This window comes from Pseudomonas sp. DSP3-2-3 (genome assembly GCF_049898225.1).
GTDB lineage: Bacteria > Pseudomonadota > Gammaproteobacteria > Pseudomonadales > Pseudomonadaceae > Aquipseudomonas.
In genome coordinates, this window is the sequence record NZ_JAFCXH010000040.1 from 1 (window position 1) to 22,538 (window position 22,538).

At 59.8% G+C, this 22,538-nt stretch carries 19 protein-coding genes and 4 tRNA genes; 12 read left to right on the forward strand and 11 right to left on the reverse strand.

Going from position 1 to position 22,538, the window contains the following annotated elements:
• Positions 1 to 147: 147 nt before the first annotated feature.
• The 10 genes from ACP7E4_RS27485 to uvrB all read right to left on the reverse strand — a co-directional run bounded on the left by ACP7E4_RS27485 (position 148) and on the right by uvrB (position 7,336).
• Positions 148 to 615: an Hsp20 family protein gene (locus ACP7E4_RS27485; RefSeq protein ID WP_426119046.1), complete on the reverse strand. Its 468-nt coding sequence runs from the start codon at positions 613 to 615 to the stop codon at positions 148 to 150.
• A 110-nt stretch (positions 616 to 725) separates the two neighbouring features.
• The gene (locus ACP7E4_RS27490) at positions 726 to 1,685 is read right to left on the reverse strand and encodes a tRNA dihydrouridine synthase (protein WP_426119047.1); all 960 of its coding nucleotides are present in this window, start codon (positions 1,683 to 1,685) and stop codon (positions 726 to 728) included.
• A gap of 29 nt (positions 1,686 to 1,714) precedes the next feature.
• Entirely contained in the window at positions 1,715 to 2,164 is a 450-nt protein-coding gene (locus ACP7E4_RS27495) for an acyl-CoA thioesterase (protein ID WP_426119049.1), read from the reverse strand.
• An 83-nt stretch (positions 2,165 to 2,247) separates the two neighbouring features.
• Positions 2,248 to 2,787 carry a TetR/AcrR family transcriptional regulator gene (locus tag ACP7E4_RS27500; RefSeq protein ID WP_426119051.1) on the reverse strand — a complete coding sequence of 180 codons (540 nt, stop codon included), beginning with the start codon at positions 2,785 to 2,787 and terminating at the stop codon, positions 2,248 to 2,250.
• A gap of 192 nt (positions 2,788 to 2,979) precedes the next feature.
• A tRNA-Glu gene (locus tag ACP7E4_RS27505) sits at positions 2,980 to 3,055 on the reverse strand.
• A gap of 77 nt (positions 3,056 to 3,132) precedes the next feature.
• A tRNA-Ala gene (locus ACP7E4_RS27510) sits at positions 3,133 to 3,208 on the reverse strand.
• Between the two features lie 50 nt (positions 3,209 to 3,258).
• A tRNA-Glu gene (locus tag ACP7E4_RS27515) sits at positions 3,259 to 3,334 on the reverse strand.
• Positions 3,335 to 3,418: 84 nt separating this feature from the next.
• Positions 3,419 to 3,494 (reverse strand) — tRNA-Ala (locus tag ACP7E4_RS27520).
• Between the two features lie 145 nt (positions 3,495 to 3,639).
• Positions 3,640 to 5,121 carry a glutamate--tRNA ligase gene (gene gltX, locus ACP7E4_RS27525; protein ID WP_426119053.1) on the reverse strand — a complete coding sequence of 494 codons (1,482 nt, stop codon included), beginning with the start codon at positions 5,119 to 5,121 and terminating at the stop codon, positions 3,640 to 3,642.
• Between the two features lie 199 nt (positions 5,122 to 5,320).
• Positions 5,321 to 7,336: an excinuclease ABC subunit UvrB gene (gene uvrB, locus ACP7E4_RS27530; RefSeq protein ID WP_020294083.1), complete on the reverse strand. Its 2,016-nt coding sequence runs from the start codon at positions 7,334 to 7,336 to the stop codon at positions 5,321 to 5,323.
• A 341-nt stretch (positions 7,337 to 7,677) separates the two neighbouring features.
• Here uvrB and ACP7E4_RS27535 point away from each other — a divergent pair, with 341 nt between their 5' ends.
• Complete coding sequence (locus tag ACP7E4_RS27535) at positions 7,678 to 8,874, forward strand: amino acid aminotransferase (protein WP_426119055.1); 1,197 nt, start codon at positions 7,678 to 7,680, stop codon at positions 8,872 to 8,874.
• A 122-nt stretch (positions 8,875 to 8,996) separates the two neighbouring features.
• On the opposite strand, the gene ACP7E4_RS27540 is transcribed toward ACP7E4_RS27535, so the two are convergent.
• A complete protein-coding gene (locus ACP7E4_RS27540; RefSeq protein WP_426119057.1) occupies positions 8,997 to 9,956 on the reverse strand; it encodes an isopenicillin N synthase family dioxygenase in 960 nt (319 codons plus the stop codon).
• 385 nt (positions 9,957 to 10,341) lie between these two features.
• Between ACP7E4_RS27540 and hutH the strand changes: the two genes are divergently transcribed.
• The 11 genes from hutH to ACP7E4_RS27595 all read left to right on the forward strand — a co-directional run bounded on the left by hutH (position 10,342) and on the right by ACP7E4_RS27595 (position 22,536).
• Positions 10,342 to 11,871, forward strand: coding sequence for a histidine ammonia-lyase (hutH, locus tag ACP7E4_RS27545; protein ID WP_426119059.1), 1,530 nt, complete (start codon positions 10,342 to 10,344; stop codon positions 11,869 to 11,871).
• Between the two features lie 81 nt (positions 11,872 to 11,952).
• The gene (locus ACP7E4_RS27550) at positions 11,953 to 13,134 is read left to right on the forward strand and encodes an alpha-hydroxy acid oxidase (protein ID WP_426119061.1); all 1,182 of its coding nucleotides are present in this window, start codon (positions 11,953 to 11,955) and stop codon (positions 13,132 to 13,134) included.
• A 3-nt stretch (positions 13,135 to 13,137) separates the two neighbouring features.
• On the forward strand, positions 13,138 to 14,514 hold the full coding sequence (locus tag ACP7E4_RS27555; RefSeq protein ID WP_426119062.1) for an FAD-binding oxidoreductase: 1,377 nt from the start codon (positions 13,138 to 13,140) through the stop codon (positions 14,512 to 14,514).
• A gap of 97 nt (positions 14,515 to 14,611) precedes the next feature.
• A complete protein-coding gene (locus ACP7E4_RS27560; protein WP_426119064.1) occupies positions 14,612 to 15,448 on the forward strand; it encodes a transporter substrate-binding domain-containing protein in 837 nt (278 codons plus the stop codon).
• Positions 15,449 to 15,708: 260 nt separating this feature from the next.
• Positions 15,709 to 16,365, forward strand: a complete 657-nt coding sequence (locus ACP7E4_RS27565; RefSeq protein ID WP_426119066.1) for an amino acid ABC transporter permease — start codon at positions 15,709 to 15,711, stop codon at positions 16,363 to 16,365.
• Positions 16,365 to 17,036 (forward strand): amino acid ABC transporter permease, encoded by a 672-nt coding sequence (locus ACP7E4_RS27570; RefSeq protein ID WP_426119068.1) that lies wholly within the window; start codon positions 16,365 to 16,367, stop codon positions 17,034 to 17,036. Before ACP7E4_RS27565 ends, ACP7E4_RS27570 begins: the two co-directional genes overlap by 1 nt.
• A 71-nt stretch (positions 17,037 to 17,107) precedes the next feature.
• Positions 17,108 to 17,917: an amino acid ABC transporter ATP-binding protein gene (locus ACP7E4_RS27575; protein ID WP_426119090.1), complete on the forward strand. Its 810-nt coding sequence runs from the start codon at positions 17,108 to 17,110 to the stop codon at positions 17,915 to 17,917.
• 16 nt (positions 17,918 to 17,933) lie between these two features.
• On the forward strand, positions 17,934 to 18,671 hold the full coding sequence (gene hutC, locus ACP7E4_RS27580) for a histidine utilization repressor (RefSeq protein ID WP_426119069.1): 738 nt from the start codon (positions 17,934 to 17,936) through the stop codon (positions 18,669 to 18,671).
• Positions 18,672 to 18,768: 97 nt separating this feature from the next.
• The gene (locus tag ACP7E4_RS27585; protein ID WP_426119070.1) at positions 18,769 to 19,011 is read left to right on the forward strand and encodes a hypothetical protein; all 243 of its coding nucleotides are present in this window, start codon (positions 18,769 to 18,771) and stop codon (positions 19,009 to 19,011) included.
• Positions 19,012 to 19,299: 288 nt separating this feature from the next.
• On the forward strand, positions 19,300 to 20,628 hold the full coding sequence (locus ACP7E4_RS27590; RefSeq protein WP_426119092.1) for an MFS transporter: 1,329 nt from the start codon (positions 19,300 to 19,302) through the stop codon (positions 20,626 to 20,628).
• 138 nt (positions 20,629 to 20,766) lie between these two features.
• The gene (locus ACP7E4_RS27595) at positions 20,767 to 22,536 is read left to right on the forward strand and encodes an EAL domain-containing protein (protein ID WP_426119072.1); all 1,770 of its coding nucleotides are present in this window, start codon (positions 20,767 to 20,769) and stop codon (positions 22,534 to 22,536) included.
• Positions 22,537 to 22,538 lie beyond the last annotated feature (2 nt).

Here is a 22,538-nt window from a genome sequence, read left to right on the forward strand (position 1 = left end):
GATGGAACTGATAGGCTGAAAAGCCGTTTTTTCGCCTGCTGAACACCCAAAAGCAAAACGCCCCGACAAGTCGGGGCGTTTTGCTTGGGCAGTTACAGTGTGTTTTCACACAGTCTGCGAAGGCGCCTTTCCCGATTGCACTATCAATCAACTGCCGTTGCTTTCCAGGACCTGCTGCCCATTGATAGGGATGCGTTTGGCCTTGGCTTCTTCAGGAATCTGCCGCAATAGGTCGATGGTCAGCAGGCCGTTTGCCAGCCCTGCATTGCGAACCTCGATGTGGTCGGCAAGACGGAAGGACAGTTTGAACGCACGCTCTGCGATGCCTTGATGCAGATAAGTCACGTTGTCCTTTTCCTGGTTCTGCGCACCGTTATCGCGTTTCCCGCCAGCAACGGTCAGCACGCCTTTCTCCACCTGCAAGTCGAGCTCTTCCTCGCGGAAGCCGGCCACCGCAATGACGATGCGGTATTTGTCTTCGGCCAGTTTTTCGACGTTGTAAGGTGGGTAGCCGCTGGCGCTGTCGTTACGGGCAGCCGATTCAAACAGATCGTTGAAACGATCGAAGCCAACGGAACTGCGGAACAGTGGTGCCAAAGAAAATGCAGTAGTCATGATCATTCTCCTGTTATCAGCGAGTGGTAATCCGCGACCCGAATCCGGCATCGCGTAATCCCCAAACTAGGGTCGGCCATTCACTTTTCAAGAGGATGTTTTCAGATTTTTTATGACCGTTCGTCGGCGCCAACACCGAGCATCAAACCGATGCGCTGACAGTCGGTTTCCCGGCGCAGCGCGTCGAACAACGTGGTCGCTTCCGGATAGCTTTTGGTCAGCAACGCCAGCCATTGCTTGAGGCGTCCAGGCGCCTGGATCAGGGTCATTTTCTTCACGCAGTGCTGCCAGAACACCCGCAGCATCGGTTGCAGCTCGGCCCACGTCATGGGGATCACTTCTTCGCCCGCCTGCGCTGCAGCGATTTGCCGGGCCAGATCCGGGCGTGCCACCAGCCCGCGACCGATCATGATGTCCCGGGGGCCGCAGATTTCCCGGCAGCGGCGCCAGTCGTCCACGGTCCAGATTTCGCCGTTGGCGACCACCGGGACCTTGACTACTTCTTGAATGCGCGCGATCCACTCCCAGTGCGCGGGCGGCTTGTAGCCATCGACCTTGGTGCGCGCATGCACCACGATTTGCTCCGCCCCACCGTCGGCCAGCGCCCGCGCGCAATCCAGCGCCAGATCAGTGCTGTCGAAGCCCAGGCGCATCTTGGCGGTTACCGGAATGTGCTTCGGTACGCCTCGGCGTACGTGCTCAAGGATGGTGTGGAGTAATTCGGGTTCTTTGAGCAGGACCGCACCGCCTCGGGAGCGATTCACGGTCTTGGCCGGGCAACCGAAGTTGAGGTCCAGCACCGGAGCGCCGAGTTCACAGGCAAAGGCCGCGTTTTCCGCGAGGCAGACCGGATCGGAACCCAGCAATTGCAAGTGCAGCGGCGTACCGGCTTCGGTCTTCGCGCCGGTATGAAACTCGGACGCGTATTTGTAGAAGTAGTGAGCCGGCATCAATCGCTCGGAGACCCGGATGAATTCGGTCACGCACCAGTCGATGCCGCCGACTTTCGTCAGGGCGTCGCGCAGGATGTCGTCGACCAACCCTTCCATGGGCGCCAGAGCAATTTGCATGGGTCACACTCGAAAAAAAGTCCGGCAGTTTACGGCGCAATGACCGGATTGGAAACCATCGCCGGCCCGTAACCCTCGATGAACTCTGCTGGCATGCGCTTGGGCTTGCCGCTGGACAGCTCGATGCAGACGAAGGTGGTCTGGGCGCGCAGCAGCGTCAGACCGTCGCTAGGGCGGCGCAGCTGAAAGTGCCGGGTCATTTTCAGGCGACGATCCCAATCGACGATCCAGGTCGCCAATTGCAGCTCATCGTCTTCATAGGCGCTGGCCATATAGTCGATTTCATGGCGCACCACAGCCATGGCGCGATCCAGGCGCCGGTATTCAGTGAGGTCCAACCCCAGCTGCTGGGAGTGGCGCCAGGCGCAGCGCTCAAGCCAGGTGACATAGACCGCATTATTGGCATGGCCCAGACCATCAATATCATCAGCTGCCACATTAAGGTCGATGACAAACGGTGTCGCCCTATCCCAGACCATGCTCACTTCCTTTCAGGCTGCTGTCGATGACAGTCATAAGCCAGCAAGTGTAACCAAAGTCCGGGGAGTTTCGCGCCAGCCCATCAGATCACGGCCGACTTGGCCGCGCGCAAGACCCGATCCGACAGTTCGCCGCCACCCAGTGCGCGTGCCAACGTCAGGCCGCCAACCATCAGGGCTACATCTGCCAGGACTTTGTCCGCATCTTCAGGACTCGAAGACAGTTGCGCCACCATCATCTCCAGGTGTTCAGCCAGAACCTCCTGAAAACTCTCAGGCAGACGCGACATCTCACCCACGGTTGATGGCAGCGGGCAGGCATTGTCGCTGCCATCCCGATGCTTGCGCGACAGGTAGAACGCTGCAAGCAACGCGCGACGTTCGTGTCCCGGCAGTTGATCATCGATCTGCGCCACTGAGGATTGGCGCCGCTTGAGCAGATGACGGAACGCTTCGAGCATCAGCGCTTCCTTGCTATCGAAATGCGCGTAGAAGCCGCCGACAGTCAGACCCGCCGCGCCCATTATCTCGTTGACGCTGGGCTGTTCCGGACCACGACAGATAAGCGCCGCACTGGCCGCATCAAGAATGCGCTCACGGGTCTTGGTTTTTTTGTCGTTCATATCGATCTCCAGGATTACGGAGGTAATATTATCCTCATAATCCTGAAGAGCAAGCGCAATGATGTTTCGCCCGTCAAGCGGCTGAAGCTTCGGTACAAGGAAGGAGTAACAAGACGAGGGGGAAAAGCGGCACAAAAACAAAAGGGCCATTCAATAATCGAATGACCCTTGGTCTCGCAGAGCGAGAAATCGTGGCGTCCCCTAGGGGACTCGAACCCCTGTTACCGCCGTGAAAGGGCGGTGTCCTAGGCCACTAGACGAAGGGGACGCAAAACCTTCTGCATATGATCAAGTCAGACTTGATCGATTCAAAGCCGGTGTGGCCAGACCTTGAACCTTACAAATTGGTGGAGCTTAGCGGGATCGAACCGCTGACCTCCTGCATGCCATGCAGGCGCTCTCCCAGCTGAGCTAAAGCCCCGGATTTATCGCCTCTCGGCTCGCATGATTTTCAAGTCATGCAGTTTAAAATGGCGTCCCCTAGGGGACTCGAACCCCTGTTACCGCCGTGAAAGGGCGGTGTCCTAGGCCACTAGACGAAGGGGACAAAACCTTCAATACATGACCGGAGCTGGAACCGGTCATCGTACCTTGCTTCAAGGCAGTGAAGCTGCGCCTTGAAACTCTAAATTGGTGGAGCTTAGCGGGATCGAACCGCTGACCTCCTGCATGCCATGCAGGCGCTCTCCCAGCTGAGCTAAAGCCCCACGTTGTGGACGGGGCGCATGTTAAGCGTGAGGCGGGGAGCTGTCAAATTTATTTTCAACAAATTTCAATGTTTTCTGTCGGCATTACAATCACTTACCATTCAGCCCCCGGAAAACCGGGGGGCTGACAGGCGCAGGCATTGCCTCAGGCGATAACAGCCAGAAGCTTTTCCCATTCCTTGTTTTCTTTCTTGGAAACGCCACCCAGCAGGTCGATGGCCTGACGCAGACGGAAGCGCGTCAAGTCCGGACCGAGAATTTCCATCGCATCGGTAACCGACACCGAGTTGGCCTGGCCGGTGATCGCTGCAAACATCAGCGGCATGGCATCGCGCAGTTTGAGCTCCAGATGTTCCACCACAGCCTGGATGCTGGCGGTGATCGAATCCTTCTCCCACTGGCGCAAGGATTCCAGCTTCCAGAGGATCAGCTGCATCACCTGACGTACCTGGTCGCTGGACAGCTTCTTGTGCTCGAACAGCTTGGCATCCGGCGTGACGCCGCCGGCAAAGAAGAACCCGGCCAATGGTGCGATCTGGCTGAAGGTCTCTACCCTGCCCTGCACATGGGGCGCGATTTTCATCATGTAGGCCGGATTCAGCGCCCAGTTCTGTACGCGAGTGGCGAACTCTTCAACCGGCAGCTCGCGCAGCCATTGGCCGTTGAGCCACGACAGTTTCTCGATATCGAAGATCGGACCGCCCAGGGAAACGCGGGACAGGTCGAAATGCTCGACCATTTCCTGCAACGAGAACTTCTCGCGCTCGTCCGGCATCGACCAACCCATGCGCCCCAGGTAGTTGAGCATCGCCTCGGGCATGAAACCCATGCGCTCGTAGAACGTCACCGAAGTCGGGTTCTTGCGCTTGGACAGCTTGCTCTTGTCCGGGTTACGCAGCAGCGGCATATAGCACAGCTGCGGCTTTTCCCAGCCGAAATATTCGTAGAGCAGGATCAGTTTCGGTGCCGATGGCAGCCATTCTTCGCCACGCAATACGTGGGTGATGCCCATCAAATGGTCGTCGACGACGTTGGCCAGGAAGTACGTCGGCAGGCCGTCGGTCTTCATCAACACTTGCATGTCCATGCGATCCCACGGGATTTCGACTTCGCCACGCAGCATGTCCGGCACCACGCAGACACCTTCGCTTGGCACCTTCATGCGGATCACGTGAGGTTCGCCAGCCGCCAGACGCCGCGCGACTTCTTCTTTCGAAAGCAGCAAGGCGCGACCGTCGTAACGCGGGGTCTCGCCCCTGGCCATTTGTTCGGCGCGCATCTGATCCAGCTCTTCAGCAGTGCAGAAGCACGGGAAGGCATGACCCAGCTCAACCAGCTGCTTGGCATACTTCTGATAGATCTCGCCGCGTTCGCTCTGCCGATACGGACCATGAGGACCGCCCACGTCCGGACCTTCGCTCCATTCGATACCCAACCAGCGCAAGGCGTCGAAAATCTGCTGTTCGGACTCGCGGGTCGAACGCAGCTGATCGGTATCTTCAATACGCAGAATGAATTCGCCGCCGTGCTGTTTGGCGAAGCAGTAGTTGAAAAGCGCGATGTAAGCCGTGCCAACGTGAGGGTCGCCGGTAGGCGATGGCGCGATGCGGGTACGAACGGTGGTCATGGGAAATCCCGAATAGGTCAATCAAGCGGCGAATGTTAACAGGCGCGAGGGATGAGGCGTAAGCGCCGTCTAAAGGTGCCAACAGTCCATGTGGGACCGGCTTTAGCCGGGAATACGGATTTTCTACCGATAGAGCGGCGGCGGATGCACCGGCCTCTTCCCGGCTGAAGCCGGTCCCACAAGATGAGGCCCCACAGCATCAAACAGTCAACAACCGCTCACGAAGCTTGCCGATCTCATCGCGCATCTGCGCTGCCGCTTCGAATTCCAGGTCGCGGGCCAGTTGGTACATTTTTTCTTCCAGCTGACGAATGCGCTTGGTGATCTCGCTGGGCGAGCGCAGTTCGTTTTCGTATTTGGCGTTCTCTTCAGCGGCCTTGGCCATACCTTTGCGCTTCTTGCTGCGCGAACCGGGCACGGTGGCGCCTTCCATGATGTCGGCAACGTCCTTGAATACGCCTTTGGGCGTAATGCCGTGCTCAAGGTTGTAGGCGATCTGCTTGTCGCGACGCCGCTCGGTTTCGCCGATAGCCCGCTCCATGGAACCGGTAATGCGATCGGCATACAAAATCGCCCGACCGTTGAGGTTACGCGCGGCACGCCCAATGGTCTGGATCAGCGAGCGTTCAGAACGCAGAAAGCCTTCCTTGTCCGCATCGAGGATCGCTACCAGGGAAACTTCCGGCATGTCCAGACCTTCACGCAGCAGGTTGATGCCCACCAAAACGTCGAAGGTTCCGAGACGTAAATCACGGATGATCTCGACCCGCTCCACCGTGTCGATATCCGAGTGCAGATAACGCACCCGCACGCCGTGGTCAGCCAGGTAATCGGTCAAGTCCTCGGACATGCGCTTGGTCAGCGTCGTCACCAGGACCCGCTCTTCCAGCGCCACACGTTTGCCGATCTCGGACAGCAAGTCATCGACCTGAGTCAGCGCCGGGCGAATTTCGATTTGCGGGTCGACCAGCCCGGTTGGGCGCACCAGTTGCTCAATGACCCGACCGGCATGCTCGGCCTCGTAATTGCCCGGCGTCGCCGAGACGAAAATGGTCTGCGGGCTGACCGCTTCCCACTCGTCGAAACGCATCGGCCGGTTATCCAAAGCCGACGGCAGCCGGAAACCGTATTCCACCAGCGTCTCTTTACGCGAGCGGTCGCCTTTATACATCGCGCCAACCTGCGGCACGCTGACGTGGGATTCGTCGATTACCAGCAAGGCATCGGCCGGCAAATAATCATAAAGCGTTGGCGGTGGCGCGCCGGACGGACGGCCGGACAGATAGCGCGAGTAGTTTTCAATACCGTTGCAGTAGCCCAGTTCGAGGATCATTTCCAGATCAAAACGGGTGCGCTGCTCCAGGCGCTGGGCTTCCACCAGCTTATTGTTGTTGCGCAGGTATTCCAGGCGCTCCTGCAACTCGACCTTGATACCCTCCATCGCGTCGACCAGGGTTTCCCGAGGCGTTACGTAGTGGCTTTTCGGGTAGAAGGTGAAGCGCGGCAGTTTGCGGATCACCTCGCCGGTCAAGGGATCGAACGCCGACAGGCTTTCCACTTCGTCGTCGAACAGTTCGATGCGGATCGCTTCCAGATCCGACTCGGCCGGGTAAATATCGATCACATCGCCGCGCACCCGGAAGGTCGCGCGGGCGAAATCCATGTCGTTGCGGGTGTACTGCAAGTCTGCCAGGCGACGCAACAACGCGCGCTGGTCGAGCTTGTCGCCGCGATCCACGTGCAGAACCATGCGCAGATAAGTTTCCGGGCTGCCCAGGCCGTAGATGCAGGAAACCGTGGTGACGATGATGGCGTCCTTGCGCTCCAGCAATGCTTTGGTCGCTGACAGCCGCATCTGCTCGATGTGGTCGTTGATCGAGGCGTCCTTCTCAATGAAGGTGTCCGATGACGGCACATAGGCTTCGGGCTGGTAGTAATCGTAATAAGAGACGAAATACTCGACCGCGTTGTTCGGGAAAAACGCCTTGAACTCGCCGTACAGCTGCGCCGCCAGGGTCTTGTTAGGCGCCAGCACCAGCGTCGGGCGCTGCACCTGGGCAATGACGTTGGCGATGCTGAAGGTCTTGCCCGAACCGGTCACACCCAGCAATGTCTGGTGCGCCAGCCCGGCTTCGATCCCTTCGACCATCAGGCGAATGGCTTCTGGCTGATCGCCAGCAGGCTCAAAACGGGTGACGAGCTGAAACTCGGACATAACGTACCTCTGTGTGCGTTTTCGCCAGAGTGCGCGCAAAAACGAAAGAACCGCCAACGCCTGCTCCGGCAAAGGATCAGTCGTACAGAATATAAAGTGATGGGACTACAAGTGGAGTCTCCAGTGCCGCCTTTCAAGCCATAGAGTCGATACGCCACCAAGGATGCTGGCGCAATATGACCAGCGGCGGAAAAATAACGGTAAAAACCTTGAAAAAACGCCTTGCCGACTGTCGCCCCGGCCCGCGATGGCCTCTATACTAGCTCCCCGTTTGTGCACCGCTCTGGCGCATTCGGGTCAGAGCGGCATTCCCTCACTTCCCACTCAGAGCCGCCGCAAAAATGAGCCTGTTCTCCGCTGTCGAAATGGCACCACGCGATCCAATCCTGGGCCTCAACGAAGCATTCAACACCGATACCCGCACCACCAAGGTCAATCTTGGCGTGGGCGTCTATTGCAACGAGGAAGGACGCATTCCCCTTCTACGCGCCGTTGCCGAAGCCGAGAAGATTCGCGTGGCTCAACACGCTCCCCGCGGTTACCTGCCGATTGATGGCATCGCGGCCTACGATCTGGCCGTGCAGAAATTGCTGTTCGGCGCCGATTCTCCATTGATCGCATCCGGGCGCGTATTGACGACCCAGGCGGTCGGCGGCACTGGCGCACTGAAAATCGGTGCTGACTTCCTCAAGCAACTGCTGCCCGATGCCGTCGTGGCCATCAGCGATCCAAGCTGGGAAAACCATCGCGCCCTGTTCGAGACGGCCGGCTTCCCGGTCCACAACTATCGTTACTATGATGCGACCAGCCACGACGTGAACCGTTCCGGCATGCTCGAAGACCTTGAGAACCTGCCGTCCGGTTCCATCGTCGTGCTGCACGCCTGCTGCCACAACCCGACCGGCGTCGACCTGACTCTTGAAGACTGGAAAAAAGTCCTCGAAGTGGTCAAGGCCAAAGGGCATGTACCTTTCCTCGACATGGCCTACCAGGGCTTTGGCGACGGTATCGATGAAGATGCGGTTGCAGTGCGTCTGTTCGCCGAATCGGGCCTGACCTTCTTCGCTTCCAGCTCGTTCTCCAAATCCTTCTCGCTGTACGGCGAACGCGTCGGCGCGCTGTCGATCATTACCGAGTCAAAAGAAGAAACTTCCCGCGTGCTGTCGCAGGTCAAGCGTGTGATCCGCACCAACTATTCCAACCCGCCGACCCATGGCGCAATCATCGTCGCCGCCGTGCTCAACAACCCGGAACTGCGGGCAATGTGGGAAGAAGAACTGGCCGAAATGCGCCTGCGGATTCGCGGCATGCGTGAGGCGATGGTCGAGCGTCTGGCGAACAACCCGGCTGGTCAGGACTTCAGCTTCGTCGGTCGCCAGAGCGGCATGTTCTCGTATTCCGGCCTGACCACCGAACAAGTGCACCGCCTGCGTAACGAGTTCGGCATCTACGCTCTCGACACCGGCCGCATCTGCGTGGCAGCGCTGAATCAGAACAACATCGATACGGTGTGCAAGGCGATTATTCAGGTGATCTGAAAAACCTCTGGCGGAGCTTGCCGCGAATCGGCCGTAGGAGCGACTTTAGTCGCGAAGGCGTAAATTGCCTTCCCGGCTAAAGCCGGTCCCACAGCTGGCCTCGCTCCTACCGGGTTAAGGCTCTACCCCTTCTTCCGATACGCCATCGAATCGTCAATGCTCTTGAGGATGTAATCCCCCGCCGCCACTGGCGGATACAAGCTGCTCGCCGGATCAATCCCCAGATCACACGGATCAACCACCGCGCTGTACATCGGGTCGTAGAACGTCGCGATCGAATAGCGTTCATGCCCGGATTTGTTGATCACCCGATGCAGGGTCGAACGAAACCGGTTGTTGGACCAATGCGCCAACAGATCACCCACGTTGACCACTAGACTGCCCGCGAGTGGCGTCGCGTCGATCCAGTTGTTGGAACCCAGCTCACGCACCTGCAAACCGCCGCTGTCGTCCTGATACAGCAGGGTAATACAGCCGTAATCGGTGTGCGGTGCGACGCCAAATTGATCGGCTTCGGCCATCGGCGGATGCGGTGGGTAATAGACCATCTGGGTTCGCTGCAGCCGCTTGGTGTATTTGCCGATGAAAAAATCCTGTTCGATTCCCAGTCCTGCCGCCACGGCCTTGAGCAGATCCGCGCCCGCCGCGCCGATGTGCGCGTAGTAGTCGTCCAGCGCGCCGCGTAACTCGGGCATGAACTCCGGCCACTGATTCGGCCCGCGCAAGGCTTCACCGGCCAGCACACACGGATCGTCTTCAGGCAGCTCCAGGCCGATGCTGAAAAATTCCTTGTGGTCGGGTTTGGTCGCTTCGTACATCAGCGCCCCGCCCAACGCGTGCCAGCCGCGATGGCGCTTGTTGACTGCAACCTGCCGCTTGACCTCGGCCGGGTAGGCGAAAAAGGTCCGCGCAGCAGCCATGGCCCGATCAATAACCGCCTGGGGCACGCAATGATTGATGATGTAGAAGAATCCGGTTTCGCTGCACGCCTTGCGAATCGCGTCGCCGGCGCGCTGAATGCTCGCAGGATCACCCTCGCGGACACCGGTCATGTCGATCAAGGGCAGATTGGTATCGGTCATGCTGACTCCTGAGGAAACGCCAAGCGGTATATACAGGTGCAAGCATTTCCTGTGCCGGTCGATCAGGCACTGTGTTAATCGCCCAACCAGCAGCCCAATCACGCCGATTTACGGTTAGTCGTCGCGGGCGTTCACAACATCAGCCAGCGTTTCCAAGCGCCCCAACACTGGGCGCGAGGATCACAACTGGTGCAACTTTCGGTGACAGGTTTGCGGCACGCTGAATCAAGTCCGGCCGCCGAGCCTGCGAATTCCGGGATCATCCTGAACTGGCCCGGCTTTTGCCTTACCTGTATATACAGGATGATATGACCTAAGATTGTCAGCCTGGGTCAGCGCCAAGCGATCCACATCCCCCCGAATAATCCAAGCAGGAACACTCGCCATGCCAGCCTCTCTTCTTCTCAAGCCCGGACAATTCGACCTCGATCAGCTGCGTGCCATCTATCAGCAGCAGGCGCCGTTCGAACTGGACCCTGACGCCCGGGAAGTGGTCGATGCCAGCACCCGCACAGTCAACGAAATCATCGCCAACAATCGCACGGTGTATGGCATCAACACCGGTTTTGGTTTGCTGGCCCGCACTTCGATCCCCACCGAATCCCTGGCCAAACTGCAACGCAACCTGCTGCTGTCGCACTGCACCGGCACCGGTCCGCTGCTGGATGACGCCAGCGTCGCGTTGATCATGGCGCTCAAGGTCGGCTCGCTGGCCCGTGGCTTTTCCGGGATTCGCTGGGAAGTGATCCAGGCCATCAGCGCGCTGTACGCCGCCAGGGTTTATCCGTGCATTCCGTCCCAGGGATCAGTCGGCGCGTCCGGCGATCTGGCGCCCCTCGCGCACATGTCAGCGGTGCTGATCGGCGTCGGTCGCGTGCGTCATCAGGGTCGGGAAATGGACGCGGTGGAAGGCCTGGCGCTGGCCGGTCTGGAACCCATGGTCCTCGGCCCGAAAGAAGGCCTGGCGCTGATCAACGGCACCCAGGTGTCGACCGCCTTGGCGCTGCGGGGCCTGTTCGCCACTGAGAAATTGTTCACCGCTGCGGTGGTTGCCGGCAGCCTCAGCGTCGAGGCCCTCAAAGGCTCATACGTACCTTTTGACGCGCGCATTCAGGCGGTGCGCGGCCAACCGGGGCAAATCGACGTTGCTGCGCTGTACCGCGAATTGCTGGCGAAAAGTGAAATCCGCGACTCGCACATCGATTGCGGCCGCGTGCAGGACCCGTATTCCCTGCGTTGCCAGCCCCAAGTCATGGGCGCCTGCCTGGATCACATGCGTTTCGCCGCCAGCGTGTTCCTGCGCGAAGCCAACGCAGTGTCGGATAACCCATTGGTGTTCAGCGCTGATGGCGACGTGCTTTCGGGCGGCAACTTCCACGCCGAACCCGTTGCCATGGCATCCGACGTGCTGGCTTTGGCAATTTCCGAAATCGGTGCCCTGTCCGAGCGCCGCATCGCTCAGTTGGTGGACCCTGCGCTGTCCGGTCTGCCGGCGTTCCTGGTCAAGGAAGGCGGCTTGAATTCCGGCTTCATGATCGCCCAGGTCACCGCCGCCGCACTGGCCTCGGAAAACAAGACGTTGGCCCACCCGGCCTCTGTGGACAGCCTGCCGACTTCCGCCAACCAGGAAGACCATGTGTCCATGGCGACCTTTGCGGCACGCCGTTTGCTGGACATGGCCGGTAACAGCAGCGCAGTGGTAGGCATCGAACTGCTCGGCGCGGCGCAAGGCGTCGACCTGCATGCGCCGCTGCATACCTCGGAAAAGCTCAGCGAAGTGCTGGCCATGATCCGCAGTGAAGTCGCCCACTATGATGAAGATCGCTACTTTGCTCCGGACATCGCCGCCGCGCGTGCCTGGGTCGAGAATGGTGCATTCACGCGCTGGTTGCCGTTCCAACGCCTGTACGGTTGATGTGCTAAGTGGTCGGCGGACATGCAGTCCGCCGACCACGCATTTCCTGTCCAGGTCCCTTTTTACTGTTCAAGGATTTGCATGCGTCGCTATCACACAGGCTCCGATTTCCGCCGCGCCCAGAGCATCGCCGAACTGGCGGCCATGGCCCGACGCCGGCTGCCGCACTTCGCCTGGGAATACCTGGAAGGCGGGGCAGAAGAAGAACTGACCCTCAAGCGCAACCGTCAGGCATTTGCCGATATCGCCTTGCTGCCCAAAACCCTGGTGCCGTGCAGCAACGTCGATACCCGGCGCTCGATCTTCGGCCGCGAGCTGCCGCTGCCCATGGCCATCGGCCCAACCGGTTACAACGGAATGCTGCACCGCGATGCCGACATTCATCTGGCCCGCGCCGCTACCGAACGCGGCCTGCCCTTCACCTTGAGTACGGTCTCCACCAGTTCCATGGAACAAGTGGTTGCCGCAGTGCCTGACGCTAATTTCTGGCTGCAGCTGTATTGCCTGAAAGATGCACACATCCAGGACGACATGTTGCAACGCGCCAGCGCGGTCGGTTGCCAGACGCTGCTGCTGACCAGCGATGCGGTGCTGCTGGGCAATCGCGAATGGGACCGGCGCAATTTCGCCCGCCCCCGACAGCTGAGCCTGCGCAACAAGCTCGACGTGCTTCGCCACCCGCGCTGGTTGTATCAGGCGCTTTGGCCGCAAGGTATGCCGAGTCTGGCGAATATTGAACGTTACCTGCCGCCGGATCAGCGCAACGCCAGCGGTGGCGCGCATTTCATGGGCGCGCAGATGGAAACCGGCCTGGACTGGGAATATCTGGCACGTTTGCGTGATCGCTGGCCGCAACGCCTGTTGCTCAAGGGCGTGATGCACCCCGACGACGCGGAAAAAGCCGTGGCGCTCGGGCTGGACGGCATTGTCGTGACCAATCATGGCGGACGCCAACTGGATGGCGTGCCAGCCAGCATTGACTGCTTGCCCGCCATCGCCAACGTGGCCAAAGGCAAGCTGACGCTGCTGCTGGACAGCGGCATCCGGCGTGGCACCGACATTCTCAAGGGCTGCGCCCTGGGTGCCGATGCGGTGCTGCTGGGCCGGGCGACTTTGTATGGTGTCGCCGTGGGCGGCCAGGCGGGCGCGGGTCATGCCCTGGACCTGCTCGCCGATGAATTGCGCCTCGCCCTCTATCTGTTGGGCCAACCTGATCTGGCAGCCCTGCGCGCCGGGTTTTCTCCTTCCTGCACGGTGAGTTGACCGATGACTAATCTGCAACAGACCCTCGTTCAGCTGCGCGAAGCCTTGGGCGACGCGCAAGTCCTGACCGGCGAAGCCATCAGCGCGCGACACTACAGCGACTGGACCGGCCACGCGCCCGCCTGCCCGGCGGCATTGCTGCTGCCACGCAACACCGAAGAGGTGTCTGCGGCGCTGCGCATCTGCAACGCCGCGCAGCAGTCGGTAGTACCACAGGGCGGAATGACCGGTTTGGCGGGGGGCGCCATTCCTCGCAGCAGCGACATCGCTCTATCTCTGGAACGCCTGCGCGGTATCGAAGAAATCGACGCGGCGTCGGCGACCGTCAGCGTGCTGGCGGGCACCACTTTGCTGAACATTCAACAGGCCGTGCATGACGCAGGCTTCCTGTTCCCGCTCGATCTTGGTGCGCGGGGCTCGTGCCAGATCGGCGGCAACATCGCCACCAATGCGGGCGGCAACGCGGTGATCCGTTACGGCATGACCCGCGAGCTGGTGCTGGGTCTTGAAGTAGTGCTGGCTGACGGCCGCGTGCTCAACCTGATGAACAAGATGATCAAGAACAACTGCGGTTATGACCTGAAACAGTGCTTCATCGGCAGCGAAGGCACGCTCGGGGTCATCACTCGCGCGGTTTTGAAACTCGCCCCGCAGCCGGGCGAAACCACCACGTTGCTCTGCGCCCTGCCCGATTACGCCAGCGCCGTGAACCTGCTGCGACGCCTGCAACGCAGCGCCGGCACGCCGCAAGCCTATGAATTGATGTGGCAGGACTTTTTCCGCATGGGCGTTTCCTGGCTGGAAAACCCGGTAGCACCGATGCCCGACGACCATCCGCTGTACGTGTTGCTGGAATCGGTGGCCTCCCGGGAGATATTGGAACAGACCCTGGAAGCGGCGCTGGAAGCGGGCGAAGTCGTGGATGCGATCATGGCCAGTTCCCACACCCAGGCCCGGGCCTTGTGGAAGATTCGCGAAGCAACGGCCGAGTTTCCCGTGCGTCTGGCGCCGCTGAATTTCGACATCAGCCTGCCTATTGGCCAGATCGGCGACTTTGCGCAGATGTGTCGCCAGCGCCTGGAGCAGCAATGGCCGGGTAACCACAGCGTGTATTTCGGCCACATCGGTGACAGCAATCTGCACCTGACCGTGGATTGCAATTCCCTGCCGCAGCCCGCGCCGGTCCTGGAAATCGAAGCGTTGGTCTATACCGCCGTCGGTGAAATGGGCGGCGCGGTCTCGGCCGAGCATGGCATTGGCCTGCTCAAGCGCGAGTTTCTGCACCATTCGGTCAGTCCTGAAGCCATGGCAACCATGCGCCAGCTCAAGGATTGCCTGGACCCGGTCGGCATTCTCAACCCTGGGAAAATCCTCGGCTGATTGCCGTTGCAGGGTTGTATATACCGGTATGGCACGCTAACTGCAGCGATAGTCACAGACATACCACCGAACCTGACTGAGACGAAGGAGTTACCCAATGCAACTGGATTCCCTGTTCAGTAAAACGTGCAAAAGCTTGAGCATCGCCGTGGCCCTGGCCGCCATGCCGCTGGTGGCTCACGCCGATCAGCTGGCTGACGTGAAAAAAGCCGGCGAGTTGGTCGTGGGTACCGAGCTGCAATTTGCGCCTTTCGACTTCACCGAAAACGGCAAGCAGAAAGGCTTGAACTCCGAGTTGTTTGAGCAGTTGGGCAAGGAATTGGGTGTCAAGGTCAAGTTTATCGACCTGCCATGGCCGAGCGTGCTGCCAGGGCTTGAAGCGAAGAAATTCGACATGGTTGCCGGTCCGATCATCGAGACCAAAGCGCGCCAGGAGCGTTACCACTTTGTCCTGCCGGTTGCCGAAGCGACGGTTGCGCTGATGGTCGGCGCCAAGGACGACAGCATCAAGAAACCCGAAGACATTTCCGGCAAGACCGTCGGCGCTGGCAAAGGCTCGGCGCAACTGGAAGAGCTGAAGAAATTCGCCGAGACCCTGCCGGAAAAAGTCACCATTCGTGAATACGTGGACAACAACCAGGCTTACGCCGACCTGGCTGCCAAGCGCATCGTTGCGGTGGCCAACTCGCTGCCGAACATCTCCTACGTCGCCGCTGAACGCAGCAATTTGTACAAAGTGGTGCTGCCTCCGTTTGGCAAGAAATCCTACTTCGCCTATCTGGGCCGCAAGGACGCCGATGCCGACAGCCTGATCGCCGCCCTGGACGCCGCCATGCTGAAAATGCACGCCGACGGCCGCCTAGCCGCCCTGCAAAAGAAATGGCTGGGTGCCGAAATGGACGTGCCGAAAGCTGATTTCACGCCGACCTGGTAAACGCCGTGGAGGTAGCGCCCAGTGGGAGCGACCGGGGTGGCGATCCACCTTGCTCGCGAAGGCAGTATTTCAGGCGCCTGGATGCGTCCAGACTCACCAGCCCCTTCGCGAGCAAGCTCGCTCCCACAGGTGAAATGCGGTCCTCCCGTGGGACCGGATTTATCCGGGAAGGCGTCGGTGCAGACACCACATCTGCGGTATCTGTGGGTTGCCCTCAAACATAGAAACTCCCACAGGATCTCAACAAACGGAGTTAAACGATGTTCGACTGGCCCTTGCTCGCGCAAAACCTGCCGTTGATGCTCGAAGCGCTGCTGGTGACCCTTGAAGTCACCCTCGCCGCGCTGTGCATCGGTTTTGTCATCGGCGTTCTGGTGGGCAGCCTGCGCTTGTCGCCCGTGCCGATGCTCAGGCGTCTGGGTGGCACTTATATCTTCGTGTTCCGCGGCATTCCGCTGCTGGTGCAACTGTTGTTCATTTATTACTTCCTGCCGCGCGTCGGCCTGCCCAACGTATCGCCTACCGTGGCGGCGGTGATCGGCCTGTCGCTGGCGGCAGGCGCTTACATTGCGGAAATCATGCGCGGTGGCTTCCTGGCAATTCCCGAAGGTCAGCTTGAGGCCGCCGGGTTGCTGGGTTTGAGCAGCGGACAAATGCTGATCCGGATTCGCGTCCCGCAAGCGGTGCGCTTGACGCTGCCGGCGCTGATCAACGAGATGATCCTGCTGATCAAGGCTTCATCGCTGGTTTCGGTGGTGGGCCTGGCAGACTTGACTCGAACCGCGCAGAACATGGCTGCCAGCGATTACCTGTTCGTTCAGGATTACCTGATGCTGGCGACCTTCTATTGCCTGATCAATATTCCGTTGGCGTTCTTTGGCGGCCTGCTTGAGCGGCGTTTGAAGGAGCAGAATTGATGATCTTCGATCCGCGAATCATCACCGATCATCTGGACGAGATCGGCTCAGGCTTCATGATTACTCTGGGCACCTGGACCGGCGGCGTCGTACTCGGCCTCGGTCTGGGCATGCTGATCGCCGTCGCCCAGCTGTTCGGCAATAATCTGGTACGCGCGCCATTACGGGTGTTTATCGAATTGATTCGCAGCACGCCGTTTCTGGTCCAGCTGTTCCTGGTGTATTACGCAGGCCCGGCGTTCGGCTTGAGCCTCGACCCTATCCCGGCTGGCGTACTGGGGCTGGGCATCTACGGCAGCGTGTACTTCGCGGAAATTTTCCGCACCGGGTTTCAGTCGGTGCCGCGCGGCCAGCTCGAAGCTGCCGATACGCTAGGCATCACCCGCAGCCAATGCATCATGCGCATTCAGGTGCCGCAGATGCTGGTGATCATCCTTCCGGCGCTGGTCAATCTGGTGACCATTCTGTGCAAGGAAACCGCCGTGCTGTCGATCATCACTATCCCGGAACTGACCATGGTGCTGACCGGTATCGGCTCGGAAACCTTCGCGTTCGTCGAGACCTTGCTGGTGCTGTGCATCGGCTATCTGTTGTTGGTCGAAGCCTGTTCCCGGCTCGGCATGTTCCTTGAGCACAAGGTCGGCCGCTTCATGAACAGGCAAGCCCAATGAGCAGCGTTCAAATTTTGCAACCAGGTGAACTGATGAAAACCTCCCAGCAACCGGCCGGCGACCGCGACCCCATGCTGACCTTGAACAAGGTCGGCAAAAGCTTCGGCCCCCTGCGCGTGCTCAAAGGCATCGACCTGCAGGTCCGTCATTCGGAAGTGGTGTGCCTGATCGGTCCTTCCGGGTCCGGCAAGAGCACTTTGCTGCGCAGCATGGCGTTTCTTGAAGAGTACGACGAAGGCGAAATCATCATCGAAGGCAAATTGCTGGGCTGGATGCCTGGTAATGGCGCATCCGGCAAGACTCGCAAACGCGCACCGCAATCGCAGATCAATCAGGTGCGGCGCAACGTCGGCATGGTCTTCCAGCAGTTCAACCTGTGGCCGCACATGACCGCCATCGGCAATGTTTGCGAGGCCCTGCGTCGGGTGCGCAAGTTGTCCGCAGACGAAGCGAACAAACGTGGCATGGCGATGCTCGACAAAGTCGGGCTGGCGCACAAGGCTGCGTCCTACCCGGCGCAACTGTCCGGTGGCCAGCAGCAGCGCGTGGCAATTGCCCGGGCGCTGGCCATGGAGCCGCACATCATGCTGTTCGATGAGCCGACCTCGGCGCTGGATCCGGAACTGGTGGGCGAAGTGCTGCAAGTCATGAAAACCCTCGCCAGGGAAGGCATGACCATGGTCGTGGTCACCCATGAAATGGGCTTTGCCGCCCAGGTGGCCGATTCGGTGGTGTTTCTCGATCAGGGTGAAGTGGTCGCCCAAGGCACGCCGCAGGAGATATTCCACAACGCCGAGCAGCCACGCTTGCAGCAATTCCTGCAGAACTATCTGGATCGCAACGCGTTCTGGCAGGACAACAAGGAGGCCAGCAGCGTATGACCCTAGTGAGCGCGTGATGAGCACTCCGACCCCGCAGGCCCTGTACCGGCGCGCCAAGGACTACGTGCAGGGCAAGCTCAGCTGTGGCGAATGGAAACCGGGCGACCTGATCCCGTCGGAAAATCGCCTGGTGCAGGAGCTGGGCATGTCACGCATGACGGTCAACCGCGCGCTGCGTGAACTCACCGAAGAAGGCCATCTGCTGCGCGTCTCGGGGGTCGGCACCTTCGTCGCCGAAAGCAAGCCGCAGTCGAACCTGCTGCGCATCACCAATATCGCCGACGAGATCATTGCCCGAGGCCATCGCTACAGCTGTGAGGTGTTGCATCTGGGCCGGGAAGCGGCGTCGATGTCGATTGCCGCCGCGCTGTCGCTGACCACGGGCAGCTCGGTGTTTCATCTGCTGTGCGTGCATTGCGAAGAAGGCGTGCCGGTGCAACTGGAGGATCGCTACGTCAACCCGGAACTGGTCCCGGACTTTCTCAGGCAGGAGTTCGGCGAACAGCTGCAACCGGCCCGCTATCTGTTGCAGACCATCCGCCCGGACGAGATGGAGCACATCGTTGAAGCCAGTCACCCCAGCGCCGACGAGAGCCGCTACATGCAGATCGACAGCCTGGAACCTTGTCTGGTCCTGATGCGGCGCACCTGGAGCAACGGCAAGATCGTGACCTTCGTGCGCCTCACCCATCCTTCATCGCGCTATCGACTGGGCAGCCGTTTGCCGGTCAACGGTGCGCATCGCGACAGCTGATCTTGCTCACAACGGACAGTCGGTCGCGAAAATGATCGAACGACCGCACGCCATCAGCCTCGAATTCTTGCAAGCTTATGAATGAGAGGACACAACGATGACCGATCAAAGCCAGAAATCCCTCGACCGCAACGATCCTGCCATTGATCCCGATCCTGCGGACAATGAACCGGCTCAAAAACCGCCAACCGGCCAGCCTGATACTCAGCTGGAGCAAACCCAGGAATCCGGCGGCAGCACCTTTACTCCGGACTATGAACCGGAAGAAAAACCGGCAGACCAGCGCAATTTGCAGCCTACTAAAGGTCAGGATGCTGATATCAGTACTGACGGGGGTTAGTCAGATATTGTGGGAGCGAGCTTGCTCGCGAAGAGGCAGGTACAGCCAACATATATGCTTACGAGAAACACTGCCTTCGCAAGCAAGCTTGCTCCCACATAGCTCGTGCTTAATTAATACAAAACATTGCACAGTCCTGCCGTAAACCGGCAGGATCGCTCTGGTGCCTGCGTCGCAGGCCTCGTCCCTGCGAGAAAACCTTCCGGAGCGTTGTTGGTAATGTCTCAACTCACACCCGATTTGACGGTTCCCACCAGCAACAAACTGACCCCGCTCGAATTTCGCGGGATGGTTGCCATCCTGATTTCGATTGCCCTGGCAACGCTCGATACCGCCATCGCCAATACCGCCCTGCCCGCCATCGCGGCAGACCTGAATGCCTCGCCCGCCGCTTCCGTCTGGATCATCAACGCCTATCAACTGGCGGCCGTGGCGACCTTGCTGCCGTTTGCCGCGCTGGGCGGTGTGATCGGCCATCGCAAGGTGTATCTCGGCGGCCTGATTCTGTTCGTGGTGTCTTCGGCGCTCTGCACTTTTTCATGGTCGCTGCCGACCCTGACCATCGCCCGGGTTTTGCAAGGTTTGGGCGCCAGCGCAATCATGAGCGTCAACGCGGCATTGATCAGTTCAATTTTTACCCGTGAACGTCTGGGCCGAGGCCTGGGCATGAATGCTTTGGTGGTCGGCACGTCATTCGCAGCCGGGCCGACTATCGCCTCGCTGGTGCTGTCCGTGGCGAACTGGCCATGGCTGTTCGCGATCAACCTGCCCATCGGCGTGTTCGCCCTGGTATTTGCCTGGAACTCCCTGCCAGCCGCCAAACCGGGCACCCTGACCTTTGATCCCCTGACCGCGATGCTTAACGTCATCACGTTCGGCGCGCTGATTTTCGCCCTCAGCCAGGCGGCGCAGCTGGGATCGTGGTACAGCGTGTGGATCGCGCTGGCTGTTTTTCTGGTCGGGTTCGTGCTGATGCTGCGCCGCGAAGCCGGCCACCCCGCGCCGATGTTCCCACTGGATTTGCTCAAACGCCCGATGTTTGCCTTGTCAGCCCTGACCGCGTTCTGTTCATTCGCCACCCAAGGCCTGGCATTCGTGGCTCTGCCGTTTTTCTTCGAATCAGTCCTGGCCCGCGACCCGGTGCAAACCGGATTTCTGATGACGCCCTGGTCGGTGGTCGTGGCCATGATCGCACCGTTTGCCGGACGTCTTTCCGATCGTTACGCGCCGGGCCTGCTGGGCGGCATCGGTCTGGCGATCCTCTGTGCGGGCATGGTTTCCCTGGCATTCATGTCAGCCGACGCTTCGGCCTGGGAAATCTGTGTGCGCATGATTATCTGCGGTTTGGGGTTTGGCTTCTTTCAGGCGCCCAACCAGAAGGCACTGATGACCAGCGCGCCCAGGGAACGGTCCAGCGGCGCCAGTGGCACCATTGCCACTGCACGCCTGATTGGTCAGGCGACCGGTGCGGCGCTGGTCGCCTTCAGTTTCGGCATCTCCGGCGAGCACGGGCCGGTACTGGCGCTGAGCATCGGTGCCGGTTTCGCGGCGGTGGGCAGCATCGCCAGCGGCCTGCGACTGGTGACCAAAAACCAGCCAGGTTCGACACCAGCCTGACTACCGCAGGCCGGAATAACGACAAAATTTCGCAGAGAGTTGATCAGGGTCAGAAAAAAATGTCTGCGTTCCACGACATCTTGGCTATGATGGCACATAGCCTTCAGTTAGCCTCTCGACCGTTCTCTGAGAAGACCCATGCACCACACCCTACAAGCAGAGCACCAACGCCTGGCCGCAGTGCGCGCGGTGCAGTGGCTGGAGACGGCCAACAACGAAAACTTCGATCGCATCTGCCGCCTTGCGGCCGCTTATTTCGATGTACCGACGGTCCTGGTTTCCCTGGTCGAGGCCGACCGACAGTGGTTCGCTGCGCGAGTGGGTTTTGTCCAGAGTGAAACCTCTATCATCCAGTCCTTCTGCGCCCACACCGCCAGACAGCAGGGCGTGATGCAGATCATCGATGCCTGCGAAGACACGCGCTTTGCCGACAACGACCTGGTAACCGCTCAGGACGGCATTCGCTTTTATGCCGGCGCGCCGTTGCTGACCCGCGACGGACATGCTCTGGGCAGCCTGTGCATTATCGACAAGTCGCCTCATCAGCTGAGCCATATCGAAATCCGCGTGCTGGAAGATCTGGCCGAGATGGTTATCTCGCAGATCGAACAACGGCAAATGATCCTGACGCGCAACCCGTTCTCGGGATTACCCAACCTGCGGCAGTTTCTGACTGACCATCAGGAACCCTGGCTGAACGCAGAATTCCCTGGCCGTCTGTTGGCCTTGATCGAGATCGTCGACAGTCAATACGAAACGGAACTGGCCCCGCTCAACAACATGACGTCCCTGCAGATGCGCGCCCAGGACATCGCCGGTCGCCTGGAGCAAGTGCTGCTCAGCAGCGTGGGCGTCTACCACGTCAGTGAACGCCATTGTTGCCTGCTCTTGCCGACCAACCGGGCAGATAAAACCGAGCTGATCCAGATCTTGAGCACGCTGATCTGCGAGCCATGTGCCGAGGACTCGATTTCGACCTTGCCCGCCACGCGCATGGGCCTCGCGTCTTGCGAAGACGGTAGCCAGTCCATGGGCGAGCTGCTGCGTAAAGCCCGGCACGCCGTAGAAGCCGCCAGTCGCGACGGCATCGACTGGGCGCTCTGGGACGAAAACGAGAACTGCGCGAGCCGCCGCGCGCTGGCCCTGAGCCAGGACGTGGTCACAGCGCTCGCCAACGGCGACATCTATCTGATGTTTCAACCGCGCTTTCGTCTGGAGGATGGCCGCCAGGTGAGTGCCGAAGCGCTGCTGCGCTGGAATCACAGCACATTGGGGCCAGTTTCGCCTGCGGAGTTTATCCCGCTGATCGAGCGCTCGGGACAGATCAGCACGGTGACCCGTTGGGTCATTGATAAGGCGCTGGCCGCCGCAGCCGAGTGGGAGGATCGCGAATCGAAAGTCTCGTTGAACCTGTCGGCGCTGGACTTCCAGTCCATGGACATCGCCAATGCACTGCGCGATAGCTGCGAGCGGCGCGGGATTGCCCCGCATCGGGTCGAAGTGGAAATTACCGAAGGCGAGTGGATCAGGGCGAGCACCACTGTGCTCGGCCAGTTGTCAGACATTCGCGCCCTGGGCGTTGATGTGGCTATCGATGACTTCGGCACCGGTTACAGCAACTTCGCCTACCTGCACGAAATCCCGGCCAATGTGATCAAGCTGGACAAGTCGATCATCACAGACCTGGAAAACAAACCGCGCAATCGCATCATTGCCCAGTCGATCTTCAAACTGGCCCATGAACTGGGTTACCGCACCGTCGCCGAAGGCATCGAGACCTTCCAGTGCATGGATCTGGTGAGGAGCTTCGGCTGCCATGAAGCCCAGGGCTTCTTCTTCTGCCGCCCGCTTTCCGGCGAGCAAATCAAGGGCCTGACGGTTGGCAGCCATATCAAATTGCGCGCTTGAGC